Source organism: Enterobacter cloacae complex sp. P2B (assembly GCF_014895985.1).
Lineage (GTDB): Bacteria > Pseudomonadota > Gammaproteobacteria > Enterobacterales > Enterobacteriaceae > Enterobacter > Enterobacter bugandensis.
In genome coordinates, this window is sequence record NZ_JADBQQ010000006.1 from 54,565 (window position 1) to 68,783 (window position 14,219).

Below are 14,219 nucleotides of genomic sequence, written 5' to 3' on the forward strand. Positions count from 1 at the left end.
AAAAAGGGCACGGCGAACCGTGCCCATAAAGAGGTTAGAAGCGGAAGGTCGCGGTGGCGACAACCTGGCGTTCAGCACCCCAGAAGCAACCGTAGGTGTTGAAGCAGCTGGCAACGTACTCACGATCGAACAGGTTGTTCACGTGAAGCGCGACGTTTGATCCGGCCATGCCTACACGCGCCAGATCGTATCTGACCAGTGCATCAACCAGTGTATAGCTTCCAACAGTGAAGCTATTCGCCGGGTCACCTTTGCTGGAGCCGGTATAACGCACGCCGGTACCCAGCGTCAGGCCAGACAGTGGGCCGTCAAACATCGTGTAATCACCCCACAGGGATGCCATATGTTTTGGCACCTGCGCAGGCGTGTTGCCTTTGTAGTTGGTGTCGGTGGTGTATTCCGCATCGGTATAGGTATAAGAACCGACAACGTTCACGCTGGCAGATAACGCCGCTTTGGCTTCCAGCTCTACGCCACGGGCGCGGATCTCGCCGCCTTCAACGGAGAAGGGTGAGCCAGTTGGGTCAGCCATCAGGTTGTTGGTTTTGGTCAGCTGATACACTGCACCGGTGATCACGATCGGACGATCGTTAGGCACGTATTTCACGCCCGCTTCGTACTGTTTGCCTTTAGACGGTGAGAATGGTTTACCTTGAGCGTCGGTCAGGGAAGCCGGTTCAAAGGATTCGCTGTAGCTGAAATAAGGAGTTACCCCGTTGTCGAACAGGTAGTTAACGCCGCCACGCCAGGTGAACTGAGTATCATCACGCTTGGCGGTGGTATTTAATACGCGGTTGTAGGACTCCTGATCGGCCCAATCGTAACGGCCGCCCAGTGTCACCAGCACTTTATCCCATTCGATCTGATCCTGAGCGTAAACGCCGGTCTGCTTCTGCTTGTTCAGCACCTGGTAAGCACCAGATGGTCCAGGGTGTGAACCGAAATCGAAATCGCCACGATCGAGATCGTAAATATCGGATGGCGCAACGGAGCCGGCGTAGCCGAACCAGGAGTTAATGTCATTACGCATGCGCATGAAATCAACGCCTGTCAGCAGAGTATGGTCGAGAGCCCCCGTCGCGAACTTGCTCTGAAGCTGCGTATCAACGGTGAAGTTTTGCAGCTTCTCGTCATCGATCACATACTGGCGAGTCAGCGTATGCCCCCATTGTGACTGAGGAATGCTCGCGCAAGGGCTGGATGCCGGATTACTCGAATAGAGCGGATCGGAACACATGCCGTAGCCGTAAACGCTGTTTTGCGAGGTTTTGTTCTCGGCAAAGCGCAGATTCTGACGCACGGTGAAAGTATCGTTGAATTCGTGGTCGAAGCTGTATCCCACCATTTTCTGGTTACGGGAATAGGTGTTGTTCTTCGCGCCTTCATTGAAGTTAGTCGGCAGACGATCGCCGTTTGGCAGCGGGTCAACCGTCCCCTCTTTTGGCAGCCAGCCGTAGTAGCCCGTTTCAGGCTCGTTCTGGAAGTAGGAGAGGAACGTGAAGGTGGTTTTATCATCCGGACGCCAGGAGAAGGATGGCGCGATGGCATAACGCTGCTCGCCCTTATCTTCCTGCTGCGAATTGTTCGAGCGCGCAACGCCCGTCAGGCGGTATGAATAGACACCGTCATCGTCGATCGCATCGCTGAAGTCAAAGCCTGTCTGGAACAGGCTGTCGGTACCCACTTTAAACTGGATCTCTTTCAGCGGCTCGGTTGTTGGGCGCTTACTTACCATGTTCAGCAGGCCGCCTGGGCTGCTTTTACCGTACAGAACGGAAACCGGACCGCGCATGATTTCGGCGCGCTCCAGCATGTACGGGTCTATCACCGCGTCGTTATAGAAGTTGCCCTGCATCTTCATGCCGTCGAGGTAGTTGTTCTGGCTCTGGCCATCGGCCGCGAAACCGCGAATAACCAGATAATCATAGGTGTTGGACGCACCACGCGTGCCCACCGCAACGCCCGGCGTGTAGCTCAGGGCTTCTTTAACCGAACGCGGCTGGTGCAGCGCCATCTCTTCGGCCGTCACCACAGAAATAGACTGTGGAACCTTTTGAATTGGGGTGTCTGTTTTGGTACCGGTCGCAGATTGGCGGGCGGCGATAGTCGCAGCAGGTCCCCAGGCACTTTCCTGTGCAGCAGGTGCAGCGGTAACGGTAATAGTATCTTCTTTTTTCGGGGTTTCGGCAGCGTGAGCAAATGCAGACATGCCAGCAACCGCTGTGGCTACGACAACCGCGACTTTACGCAGCGACGTGTTAATTGGCTGAGCAGTATTGGAAAGCGCCATGTTTATCTCTGATGGAAAAGTGAATGATAACGTAAACGAGAATTATTATTATGACCGCAGAATAATATGCGAAACGCTGGATGCATAGCAAGCAGTAAGCGGCCCTACAAGATTTAAGGGTTTAAGAATTAACCAGATGAAAAGAGAGGGTTAACGAAGTTAGTGAAATGATCCTTAGCCCGCCAGAGCGGGCAGGATGAATCAACGGTAAAAGAGCTCGAACGTCGCGACAGAATCGACTTTGCCGGCTTTTATCTCCCCCGTCCTGACGTAGCGAGCCTTGAGTGGGATCTCGACAGGAACGTTGTCCTGCGCGCCAGTTATCGCCGTATAGTTCCGATCGAACTGCAGCACCGTATCATTCTGGTCAAGGATCTGAATGCCGACGCCTTCAGCGGCGGAATCTCCGGAGGCGATCCCCAAAATATTGCCGTTCGTGACGCCCGTTGAGCCCGCGCTGGTAAACTGATAATCCACCTTTGTGCCTGCCGCGCAGTCGGTGATCTCAATCTTAAAGCTGTCGTCCGTGAGGATGTCAGAGTATTGGCCGCTAAAGTCCTGGGTATTGACCGTTTTCAGCGGCACATAGATGTTGCGATCGACCAGGTTACAGGTATTTGTGGTGATGCGAATAGTGGTGGGAGAGAAGCGCATTTCACCGATCGGCGCGTTGCCCAGGATATCCATTGAGGTTAACCGTGAGGTATCAAGATCGCCCTCCTGGATAGCGCCCGTGACGACCAGCTGGGCAGCGGCGCGAAATACAGATGTACTTTGCGAATAACCGTGGATCGATCCCAGAAATTGCATGGGCCGGACTAAATCCTGTTCAGTGTAACCGGGAAGCCGTTCGGTCGACGACGCCGCGCGGATGCCAATACCAGGCACGTTGGTCTGATAAACCCCGCTCATCACACCTTCGCGCGCATCCGCATCCGTGAGGTACAAATACCCGCGTCGAATTTGCGCGTCACCGCTACAATCCACCGTTACCGCTTTACTCTCGACGCTGGCGTCATAAAGCACGGTGCCGACGGGCGTGTCGGGGGCGACAATAATGACCGGAGGAAGCTGGAACGTCACCACGGCATCCGCGTCAGCGCTGCCGTTGAAGGTACAATCTGCCCTGGCTGAATGGCAAAATGCCCCCGCCAGCACAAGCAGTATCGGTGGCAGGAAAGTGTTAACGATACGACGTAGATTCATGAAATACCTCAGTTAAGGCAGTTGACCGTGGCTTTTACAATCCCTGCCGGGCTGTGCGAGGGAAGATCCAGCGTCCCCTGACACTGCCGATCGCGCTCTTCTCCCCACTGCACGCTAAACGTTGTTTTGCCGGACAGCCCGGTCAGGTAAACCTCCCCGTCATCGCCCACGATGGCCGTGGTGTTGTCCAGCGCCACCAGGGCACCAAACGGCACGGGCTTACCCGCGTAGAGCAAGGTCACCAGCGCGCGTCGTCCCACGCGCGCGTCGAACGTGGCCGGCACTGCCGCCCCTTTCGTCGGCACGAGATCCAGCGTTGCCGCGTCGATATCAATATCTTCCCGATCCTGCGTATTCACGGTGATGATGTTGTGCCGGTAGGCCGTCAGAGAAGGAACAATCGCGTTACCAAAACGGTCCGTCGCGATACCGCGCCCGTTTTGCACTTTGACGTTATCACCATCTTTAATGTGCACAATGGCGAAGGCGTCGCGTACGGGTTGACCCAGCGTCACGCCATGCTCGTGAGCAACGATTGACCCCTGAGCGCTGTAGTTCCACTGCCGATTGTTACCACCGTAGCTGTACCCCATCCCTACCTCACCGGAAGCCCCGCGATAACGCCCGGACAGGCTGCCGCCGTAGCCCGTATCCTGGTTGGCATAGGTCTGCTGGAGGTTGTAGCTCAGCTTATTGTCTTCCAGCGCGGTACCGCCAAGCCCAACCTGATGCGAGACAAATCCGCCACTGGAGGTATTGGCACTGTAGGTTGCCCAGGAATTCGGCAGCCACTTTGATAACGGAATGTTGACCGTCAACGCCATTTGCCGGTCGGTATCGGCATCTGGCGTGCGGGTCAGGTTGTAACTTATCGACCAGGTGATGTCGCGCCAGCTGGAGCTGAACCCCGCGCTGACGCTACGCTCATGGCCGTCCATATCCCAGTAGTCCTGCTGATAGCCGTTGAGATAGGCCGAGCCCCAGTCAGAAACCCGCTGGGAAAGGTTGAGCTGCATGCGGCTACGGCGGTTATTAGTTCTGCGGTAGGTATAAATGCCGTCATCGATTTCGCTGTCACGCTGATCGATAGCTTCCTGAAAGGTATAGAACCCCGATGTGGAGTAGCGATAGCTGGCAAGCGTAATGGTGGTATCCGTGTCGGGAATATCTTTTGAATACTGCGCCCGCCAGGATAAACCGCTGGCATCGTCACGCCCGTCATCAAACGCGGTACGCGCGGCCGTGAGGTCGACAGAGGCGGAGCCGAAATGCCCCAGATCGGCACCGAGCCCCAGCAGCAGCGCGTGATACAGTGATGAACCCAGCGCGCCGGTATACGCCGTGACGCCGTAAGGCAGACCATAGATGGCCGTGCCTTGCGCAAAGGTGGGTTCGTCTTCACCTTCATTACCGCGATAGCGCCCTGCGGCCAGCGAATACTTAAAGCCGCCTTCCCGCTGTAACACTGGCACCGACGCGCTGGCCTGGATGAAGCTATGCTCGCTGCCGTCCGCCTCTTCGACAGTCACTTCCAGATCGGCTCCGGATGTTACCTGGCTTAAATCGCGGATCTCGAACGGCCCCGGTGAGACGTTTGTCTGATAGATGGTGTAACCGTTTTGCTTGATAGTGACTTTCGCATCGCTATTGGCAATACCGCGCACGACGGGCGCAAAGCCCTGCTGACTAACAGGCAGCATAGAAGTATCCGTTTCCAGCTTCACGCCGGTCATCTGGACGCTGTCAAAAAGCTCACCATTGGTATATGTCTGACCAATCTCAAGCTGGCTTTTCAGCGTTTTGATGTCGCGTTGTAACGTGCTGGCAATGGCCTCCCAGCCGGAAGCGTCGCTCCAGGTGCTGTTATTTCGCAGCCGCCACGCCCCAAGGTTAATCCCCGACTCCAGGCCAAGCCAGGTCGAAGAGGTTTTGCCCGAACTGTAGTGCTGCTGAGAACCGCTGAGTTGATAGCTTGTCCAGGCGGCAGGCGCGCCGTCATCCCAGAATTTTGGATGTATCGCGCCAGCGGCAGCATGGTCGCGATACGCCTGCGGGATGACCAGCTTCAGGGTCTGGTCATCCTGATTGTATTCGTAACGGGCATTTTCAATGAAATGGGAGATATCGCGGACATAAGCGCCGTCATCCAGATCTTTTAAGTCCGGGATCGTGTCGACTTTCACGCCGTAATCGCGCAGATCCGCTTTCGTCAGCTCCGGCAGCAGGCGCTGTTTATCGTCAGACAGCACGAAAGCGATGGGACGTTTATCCACTACATCCCGATCCCACATAACAGTCGTAAGATAGCTTCCGGCAAGTAGCCCGTTATCATTGATGAAGTTTTCTAGCGTAGAGGTATTTTCGAGGGGCGTATCCAGCTCAAGGATCCGCAGGTTAAATTCGTCATCAGCACTTGCAGGCTGGATCGCGGCGAGCAGCGTCAGCGCGATCCCGTACAGTACCTGTTTGTGAAGCAGAGATGACGACATAAAACACCAACATGATGATTTAAAGAGCCTGCTTGCGCTGCGGGGTTTGCCCACCGAAATCATTGATTGCCGTCCAGGTCACCGCGCCCTTTGCTGAATTCGGTAACGCGAAACGCTGCTCGCTGAACGGAGCCACCATCATTGAAATGGCGCCTGGCGTGGTTTTGGTCTCTTTCACCGGAACACTTTTCCCACCAACGGCCAGCTCGCCAAACGAGACGTAAAACGGGGTCGGGTTGTTTGCAATTAGCGTGTCGCCCTGACGCTGGAATGTGATTTTTGTGTAGGCTTCCAGGGCATCGCTTTCCTTCAGCTGAGCCGGACGCCAGAAAAGCTTCAGGCGCGTTTTCATCGCAAATTGCAGCGTATTTTTCTCTTTCAGCTCCGGCGAGAGTGCCGATACGGATTTAACGTTTGCCAGAAACAGAGATTCCCGGTCTGCGGGCAGGCTTTTTTTATCGCCGGTAAAAATAACGTGCAAAAGGGTTTGACGATTTTCCTGCAATTTGTAAACAGGAGGAGTAATAATAAATGGCGCTTTCGCATCATTGGGGTAACTTACCCAGCTTTGCACCAGATAACGTGTATGCGGATCTTTATTTTTAAGTGCTATCTGAACTTCTGATTTATTCGATGGATAAATAATTCGCGTACCACCGAGAACAACACTTGCCTGTACTGAACAGCAGGAAATAATTAAACAACCACATAACAATTTAAATAAAGTCTTCATACACTGTTCCAAAAAGGCAGCCGTTCAGGCTGCCCGTCATTGCTTAGCGATAGACAACCTCGAATGTTGCAGAGGAGGAGTAATGGCCCGCGGTTGGCGCGGTATCCCCCACCTGAATCACTTTCGCGGTGTAGTTAAAGACAGAAGCCGTTGCCCCGGTCGCGTCGTTATTCACATCGGTACCCGCATCCGGTACTGAACCGTCGAAAACAACATCGCCTTTAGCGCCGTTCTCATTGCTGACGATGATGCCAACGTTGGTCGCATTGCCTGCGCCAGTCAGATCGTTCTTCAAGCGCTTGTTAGCGGCGTCTGTTGTCGTGCCGCTAAACTTGAGGTTCAGTTTAGCGACCAGCGGGTCACATTTTTTCACTTCAATCTTAAAGGCTTTTGAGGTGCCAACCGTACCGTCAGCGCCAAAATCCGAAGGATAGGTATCTGCGAAAGTGACGGTGGAAGCGTTAGTTCCTGTGCCATCAACGTTAATTTCACAGGTATCGGCAACAATTTTTCCGGCGAAGTTCACCGTACCGGAATCGTTTGATGCAAATACAGGCAGAGACAGCGCGGCCATAACGCTTCCGGCTAAAAATGTAGCGACAACTTTTTTGTTCATGAAAAATATCCTTATATTTGACAATTGTGGCATCCATTCGCACTACAAATATTTTGAGTCGAAATGTTATCCAGCATGTTACACATGACTGACTAAATAGGAATATCCTTTGAGCCAGTGAATTTCTTATGGCGATTACATCAGATTATTCTTCATTTTGTCCAGAGAGGATAAAGTTACGCAACATGTAGAAGATTTCAAATGCATGTTTTAGATGAAAAAAATGAGAACTTAAAAATTCTAAATTAGATATTTAATTTTTTTAAAAATTGCAGAATGTAAAAAACAAAAAAGCCGCTTTATATTAAAGCGGCTTTTTATTCAGGGAATTAATTAATTCCCACCAAACATATCCTTGATCCAGCCGGCCACGCCATCACTGTCTTTCTTCTCGTTCTGCTGCTGGGCCGGTTGTTGCGGCGGCTGCTGCGGCTGAGAAGATTGATCGAACGGGTTGCCCGTTGGCTGTTCAGGCTGGCTCTGCTGGCACAGTGAGTCCGGGTTGGTCGTCCAGACCGGCAGGGTTCGCATCCCGCCGCCGCAGATAAAGTTCCCGGAACCATCCACGCCCATATCGACGATATCTTCCGGCGCGACCAGGTTCAGCGGCACAGGTGACTGGTTCGCCAGGTAGCGCTGGTAAATCGACATCGCCCCGCTCGCCCCGTAAAGTTTGGTCGGCTGGTTGTTGTCACGACCTACCCAGGTGATCACCACTTCACGGCCATCAATACCGGCAAACCAGGTATCGACGTTGTTGTTGGTGGTCCCGGTTTTACCCGCCAGATGCAGACCAGGATACTTCGCCCCAAGCTGACGACCGGTACCGCGCTGCACAACCTGCTGCATCGTCCACAGCGTCATGTAGGCCGCCTGCGCAGGAACGGCACGTTCAGCCTGCGGGAAGCTCTGATACAGCACGGAGCCATCTTCGGCAATCACCGAACGCAGGGCAGAGAGCGGTGCGCGGTTACCCCCGCTGGCAATGGTCTGGAACGCCTGCGCCACTTCGATCGGCGTCAGGTTAAGCGCCCCCAGAATCATCGCCGGAACAGGGTGCAGCTGATCTTTCGGTACGCCCAGCTTCTGCCAGGTATCGACAATGGCCGGCAGACCCAGCGCCATACCGAGGTTAACCGTAGGTACGTTCATGGAGCGGGTTAACGCATCCACCAGCATCACCTGGCCGCTGAACTGTTTATCATCGTTCTGCGGTGACCAGACCTGGCCGTTAGGCTGACGCAGGGAGATTGGCGCATCGGCGATCCAGGTGTTCAGGCGATACAAATTCGGCTGGCTCAGCGCGGTGAGATAGGTCGCCGGTTTAGCCAGAGAGCCAATCGAACGACGCGCCTGCATCGCGCGGTTGTAGCCCGCATACTGCGGCTCTGCGCCGCCCACCATCGCGCGCACTTCGCCGGTATTGCGGTCAACCACCACCATCGCGGTTTCCAGATCGCTCAGCTTGCGCTGTTTCTTCAGCGCCGGAATGCCTTCCACCGCCGCTTTTTCTGCAGCGTCCTGGGCTACCGAGTCAAAGGTTGTGAAAATCTTCACGCCGGAGAGATCTTTGACCTTATCACCGAGCTTGCTTTGCAGCTCCTGGCGCACCATCTGCATGAAAGCAGGCTGCGGAGAGATCACCCCACCGCGCGGCTGCACGCCCAGCGGACGTGCGCTAAGCATGTCGTATAATTCCTGGTCAATCACCTGCTGCTGTTGCAGCAGACGCAGTACCAGGTTACGACGCTCCAGCGCCAGTTTCGGGTTACGCCACGGGTTATAAATGGACGCCCCTTTTACCATGCCCACCAGCAGCGCCTGCTGATCGAGGCTCAGCTCTTCCACCGGACGGCCAAAGTAGTACAGGCTCGCCAGCGGGAAGCCGCGGATCTCGTTATCGCCGCTCTGGCCGAGGTACACCTCGTTCATGTACAGCTCAAGGATACGATCCTTGCTGTAGCGCGCATCCATCAGCACGGCCATGTACGCTTCGTTGGCTTTACGCCAGTAAGAACGCTCGCTGGAGAGGAACAGGTTCTTCACCAACTGCTGGGTAAGCGTACTCGCCCCCTGCACGGTACGGCCCGCAGTCAGGTTCGCCAGCACCGCACGGCCGATGGAGTAGAGACTGATACCGTCGTGCTCGTAGAAATGGCGGTCTTCGGTTGCCAGCAGGGTATCCACCAGCAGATCCGGGAAGCCGTTACGCGCCACGAACAGGCGCTGTTCGCCATTGGCGGACGAGAGCATGGTGATCAGACGCGGATCAAGACGGAAGAAACCGAACTGGCGGTTATTGTCCATGTTCTCAATGGTTTCCAGCCGATCGCCGTCAAAAGTCAGACGCGCGCGCACCTGCCCCTCTTTGCTGTCCGGGAAGTCGAACGGGCGGCGGATCATCTCAATGCTTTTCGCCTGGACGGTAAATTCGCCCGGGCGGGTCATTTTCGTGACCTGACGATACTGCGTAGCTTGCAGCAGTTTCACCATCTCGTTCTTGCTGATGGACATGTCCGGCTCAAGGTTCACCATGCGACCATACACTGCCGCCGGCAATTGCCAGACTTTCCCGTCGATACGGCTGCGGATCTTCTGATCCAGATAAACGCCGTAAATCGCGATCAGCACAACAAAAACAATGAACAGCTTCAGCAGCAGCCAGAACCAGCCGCGCTTCCCACGAGGCTTACGCCCTTTGCCTTTTCCTTTACGCGGCATGGGTTCTTCATCCTCATAATCGTCTTCATAGTCATCGTCATACTCCTCATCTCTGAGGCGACGACGGCTTACCTTTTCTTTCGCCGGACGCGCGGGTTTTCCCTTACGTCCTATTGGCTCGCGGTCATTCCCCGCCATGCTTTTTCTCCGCAACTTTCAGGCGCAAAGGCCAGATTTTCTTTTCTTTCACAGGTCTGTGGAAGAAGAAATCTCTCAAAATAAACAGCAAGACTTTCCTGTCAGGAATACTTCTTCGTCCGCCGCGTCGGCGCCGTATTCGCCGGATCGTCCGGCCAGACGTGTTTGGGATACCGTCCCTTCATCTCTTTCTGCACTTCACGGTAGCTTCCCGCCCAGAACGCCCCCAGATCGCGGGTGATCTGCAACGGACGATGCGCAGGCGAGAGCAGCTCAAGCACCAACGGCACCCGCCCTTCCGCAATAGACGGCGTGGTTGCCTCACCAAACATCTCCTGCATCCGAACCGCCAGCGCCGGAGGATTATCCTCATGATAACGAATGGCAATCCGGCTCCCGGTGGGCACAGTGTAATGCCCAGGAAGCTCACTATCCAGACGTTGACGTAATGACCAGTCCAGTAAATTCTGTAACGCGGTCTTAACATCAAGCGTCTTAAGGGCGCGCAGAGAGTGCACGCCGCTCATTTGCGGCAGCAGCCACTGCTCAAGCGTCGCGAGCAGCGTCTCATCATCCACCGCGGGCCAGCCGTATTCCGGTAGCCACTTCGCGGCGCAGTGCAGACGAATGCGATACTGTTCAGCTTCCGGCGTCCAGTTCAGGACGTTAAGGCCCTTTTCCCGAATGCCGTTCAGCATTGCCTGGTGTAACTCTTCTTCCGACGGCTTCGCCAGCGGTTTCGTCCCGAGGATCAGTTTGCCAATCTGACTACGCCGAAACGCCTTTAGCGTCCCCTGAGCGTCATCCCATTCCACGATGTCCGATTGCTGGAGCAGCTGCGGGCAGGTACGCGTCAGGGCATCTATGTCCACGGCAATCGCCTGTAAAATACGGGCATCAGGAGACTGGCTGCCCTGAAGCAGGAGCGGCGCGATCAGCCATTCATGTCGCGTCAGGGCATCATCGCTGTCCAGCATCGCCCCCATGCCGTTTGCCAGCTGGTAGCGTCCATCCAGCCCGCGGCGGCGCGCAATCCTGTCCGGGAAGGCCAGCGCCAGAAGGGAGGCAATCTTATCGCCGTCAGGTGAACCGCCCCGGCAGTTCAGGCGTTTGCACAGCTGCTGCGCCCGCTGCTGCCAGTTTCCCTGATTGCGCGAAAACGCCTGCCCCAGATCGCTGCTGCCTCCGCGCGGCGGCTCCTCAAGAATAGCCACCAGTTTCGCCGCTGTGGCAATTTCATCTTCGCCCTGAGCGGCCACCAGCATCGCCGCCAGACGCGGATCGTTGCCCAGCGCCGCCATTTTCTGACCGCGCGCCGTCAGACGTTCCCCTTCCAGCGCGCCAAGCTGGGTGAGCAGGCTGCGCGCGGCGGCGAGATTCACGACAGGCGGTGGATTAAGCCAGGTGAGCTGTTCAGGATCCGGGCAGCCCCACAGCAGGAGATCCATCACCAGCCCGGAGAGATCGCTTTGTAAAATCTCCGGCGTGCTTTGCTGTGCCACGCGTTCAGCCTGCTCCGCGCTGGTCAAATGCAGGCAAATACCCGGCTCTAGACGCCCCGCACGGCCCGCGCGCTGCACCATTGACGCCTGACTGATGCGTTGTGTCAGCAATTTAGTCAGCCCGGTGCGCGGATCAAAGCTCGCCACCCTCTCCTGCGCGCTATCCACCACCAGGCGAATGCCTTCGATGGTTAAACTGGTTTCGGCAATGTTGGTTGCCAGCACGACTTTACGCTGCCCCGCCGGGGCGGGAAGGATGGCTTTACGCTGCTCGGTCAACGACAGGGCGCCATAGAGCGGGCAAAGCAGTACGTCACTGCCCACCCTGGAGGCCAGCCGCTCCTGCACGCGCTGAATCTCCCCCACGCCGGGCAAAAACAGCAGCAGCGAGCCGGGCGCCTGGCGAAGCAGGTCAGCAGTAGCAATAGCTACCGCTTCGTCAAAGCGCTGATGGGCAGGAAGCGGCTGATAGCGACGCTCAACAGGAAATGCCCGTCCTTCTGAGCTGATGACCGGCGCATCGGGTAATACCTGTCGTAGCCGCTCGTTATCCAGCGTCGCCGACATAATCAGCAGCCGCAGATCGTCGCGCAGCCCCTGCTGAACGTCGAGCAACAGCGCGAGGGCCAGATCGGCCTGCAGGCTGCGCTCGTGGAATTCATCCAGGATCACCAGCCCGACACCGTTCAACTCCGGGTCGTTTTGCAGCATGCGGGTAAGAATGCCCTCGGTGACCACCTCAAGCCGCGTGGACGGGCCGACGCAGGTTTCGGCGCGCATCCGGTAGCCTACCGTTTCGCCCGGTTTTTCATTCAGCAGTTCCGCCAGGCGCTGCGCCACGTTGCGCGCGGCCAGCCTGCGCGGCTCCAGCAGGATAATTTTCCCGGCAATCTTCCCCTCTTTAAGGATCTGCAGCGGCAGCCAGGTAGATTTACCCGCCCCCGTAGGCGCGTTAAGCAAAACCTGCGGGGCATGTTGTAAGGCAGCGAGAAGCTCAGGAAGAACGACGGCGACCGGCAATGAGGACACTAACAGCTCCAGAGGGTTAACATTAGTCGGCGTACATTGTAGCATCGGCGCATATCATTACCGAGTCCCCCGTATGTCTGATTCGAAACGGCTGTTTTTTGCCATTGAATTGCCCACCCCCCTTCAGCGGCAAATCGTTCGCTGGCGCGCGGAACATTTTCCACCGGAAGCGGGCCGACCCGTTGCGGCGGCAAACCTGCACCTGACGCTGGCCTTTTTGGGTGACGTGAGCGCCGAAAAACAGCGGGCATTAGCCGCCATGGCCGGGCGTATTGTCCAGCCGGCGTTTACGCTGCACCTTGACGATGCGGGTCAGTGGCTGCGTTCGCGCGTGGTCTGGCTGGGTACGCGCCAGCCGCCGCGCGGGTTGTTACAGCTCGCCAATATGTTGCGCGCGCAGGCAGCGCGCAGCGGCTGTTACCAGAGCCCGCAGCCGTTTCATCCGCATGTCACGCTGCTGCGCGATGCCGGTCAGGCTGTTGCCATTCCGCCGCCGGGTTTTCACTGGGCTTTTCCGGTTAATGAATTCGCGCTTTATGAATCCGTCTTTGCACGGGGACGCACCCGCTACAGGCCGCTACAGCGCTGGACGTTGGGCGACACCACAAGGAATTCCGATGAAGTTTAGTCCTGCACTCCAGTCCGCCACGCTGATCCAACGCTACAAACGCTTCCTCGCCGACGTGGTGACGCCGGAAGGCGAAGAGCTCACCCTGCACTGCCCCAACACCGGCGCCATGACCGGTTGCGCCGCGCCGGGTGACACGGTCTGGTATTCCACTTCAGAAAATACTAAACGCAAATATCCCCATACCTGGGAAATAACCGAAACGCAAAACGGGGCGTTTATTTGTGTTAATACTCTGCGTGCAAATCAGCTGGTTAAGGAAGCGCTGACGAATGGCGCCATTCCCGAACTGGTGGGTTACGGTACGCATAAAACAGAAGTGAAATACGGCGATGAAGGCAGCAGAATTGACTTCATGTTACAGGCGGAAGGCCGTCCTGAGTGCTATATTGAAGTAAAATCAGTGACGTTAGCGGAACAGGGAAACGGCTTCTTTCCGGATGCGGTAACGCTACGCGGGCAGAAGCATCTGCGAGAGCTAATGAGTGTTGCGGCGGCGGGCAAACGCGCCGTATTGCTGTTTGCGGTGTTGCATACAGCGATTGAACGGTTTTCCCCTGCCCGCCATATCGATCCTAAATACGCACAACTGTTGAATGAGGCACAAAAGCAGGGGGTAGAGGTTTTAGCTTATAAAGCGGAACTTTCTGCCGATAATATGACTCTGAGATCGTCTCTTCCCATTGTCTTATAAGGGATTAGACGATTGATGAATAAGTGTTCTGGCCGCGTGCGCAAATACGCTTTTCCTCACAGGCTTGTCAAGTGTTACGTTTAGATAATTGCCATACGGAAAAGCATCTGCTATTTATAGCGACCTGATTTTTCCCCCAACACGGGGATCGATAGTGCGTGTTAAGGAGAAGC

General features: G+C 55.8%; 9 protein-coding genes. 2 read left to right on the top strand and 7 right to left on the bottom strand.

The window, feature by feature from the left end; genetic code table 11:
- Nucleotides 1–34: 34 nt before the first annotated feature.
- The 7 genes from fhuA to hrpB form a co-directional block, all read right to left on the bottom strand.
- Nucleotides 35–2,290, bottom strand: a complete 2,256-nt coding sequence (gene fhuA, locus IM313_RS05495; protein WP_045259489.1) for a ferrichrome porin FhuA — start codon at nt 2,288–2,290, stop codon at nt 35–37.
- Nucleotides 2,291–2,491: 201 nt separating this feature from the next.
- Nucleotides 2,492–3,496 carry a fimbrial protein gene (locus IM313_RS05500; RefSeq protein ID WP_192971620.1) on the bottom strand — a complete coding sequence of 335 codons (1,005 nt, stop codon included), beginning with the start codon at nt 3,494–3,496 and terminating at the stop codon, nt 2,492–2,494.
- A gap of 8 nt (nt 3,497–3,504) precedes the next feature.
- Nucleotides 3,505–5,985 carry a fimbria/pilus outer membrane usher protein gene (locus tag IM313_RS05505; protein ID WP_192971619.1) on the bottom strand — a complete coding sequence of 827 codons (2,481 nt, stop codon included), beginning with the start codon at nt 5,983–5,985 and terminating at the stop codon, nt 3,505–3,507.
- A gap of 19 nt (nt 5,986–6,004) precedes the next feature.
- Complete coding sequence (locus IM313_RS05510; protein WP_028015559.1) at nt 6,005–6,718, bottom strand: molecular chaperone; 714 nt, start codon at nt 6,716–6,718, stop codon at nt 6,005–6,007.
- A gap of 43 nt (nt 6,719–6,761) precedes the next feature.
- Nucleotides 6,762–7,334 (bottom strand): fimbrial protein, encoded by a 573-nt coding sequence (locus IM313_RS05515; protein WP_049137781.1) that lies wholly within the window; start codon nt 7,332–7,334, stop codon nt 6,762–6,764.
- Nucleotides 7,335–7,667: 333 nt separating this feature from the next.
- Nucleotides 7,668–10,193, bottom strand: a complete 2,526-nt coding sequence (gene mrcB / locus IM313_RS05520; RefSeq protein WP_192971618.1) for a bifunctional glycosyl transferase/transpeptidase — start codon at nt 10,191–10,193, stop codon at nt 7,668–7,670.
- Between the two features lie 101 nt (nt 10,194–10,294).
- On the bottom strand, nt 10,295–12,724 hold the full coding sequence (gene hrpB / locus IM313_RS05525; RefSeq protein ID WP_049000581.1) for an ATP-dependent helicase HrpB: 2,430 nt from the start codon (nt 12,722–12,724) through the stop codon (nt 10,295–10,297).
- 73 nt (nt 12,725–12,797) lie between these two features.
- Here hrpB and thpR point away from each other — a divergent pair, with 73 nt between their 5' ends.
- Together thpR and sfsA are read left to right on the top strand one after the other, a co-directional pair.
- Nucleotides 12,798–13,352: an RNA 2',3'-cyclic phosphodiesterase gene (thpR, locus tag IM313_RS05530; RefSeq protein WP_059357885.1), complete on the top strand. Its 555-nt coding sequence runs from the start codon at nt 12,798–12,800 to the stop codon at nt 13,350–13,352.
- Nucleotides 13,342–14,046 (top strand): DNA/RNA nuclease SfsA, encoded by a 705-nt coding sequence (sfsA, locus tag IM313_RS05535; protein WP_126817814.1) that lies wholly within the window; start codon nt 13,342–13,344, stop codon nt 14,044–14,046. The genes thpR and sfsA overlap by 11 nt, the downstream gene beginning before the upstream one ends.
- Nucleotides 14,047–14,219 lie beyond the last annotated feature (173 nt).

Coding starts and splice junctions, on each gene's coding strand:
- fhuA (WP_045259489.1), bottom strand. CDS start 2,290: ATGGCGCTTTCCAATACTGCTCAGCCAATTAACACGTCGCTGCGTAAA.
- IM313_RS05500 (WP_192971620.1), bottom strand. CDS start 3,496: ATGAATCTACGTCGTATCGTTAACACTTTCCTGCCACCGATACTGCTT.
- IM313_RS05505 (WP_192971619.1), bottom strand. CDS start 5,985: ATGTCGTCATCTCTGCTTCACAAACAGGTACTGTACGGGATCGCGCTG.
- IM313_RS05510 (WP_028015559.1), bottom strand. CDS start 6,718: ATGAAGACTTTATTTAAATTGTTATGTGGTTGTTTAATTATTTCCTGC.
- IM313_RS05515 (WP_049137781.1), bottom strand. CDS start 7,334: ATGAACAAAAAAGTTGTCGCTACATTTTTAGCCGGAAGCGTTATGGCC.
- mrcB (WP_192971618.1), bottom strand. CDS start 10,193: ATGGCGGGGAATGACCGCGAGCCAATAGGACGTAAGGGAAAACCCGCG.
- thpR (WP_059357885.1), top strand. CDS start 12,798: ATGTCTGATTCGAAACGGCTGTTTTTTGCCATTGAATTGCCCACCCCC.
- sfsA (WP_126817814.1), top strand. CDS start 13,342: ATGAAGTTTAGTCCTGCACTCCAGTCCGCCACGCTGATCCAACGCTAC.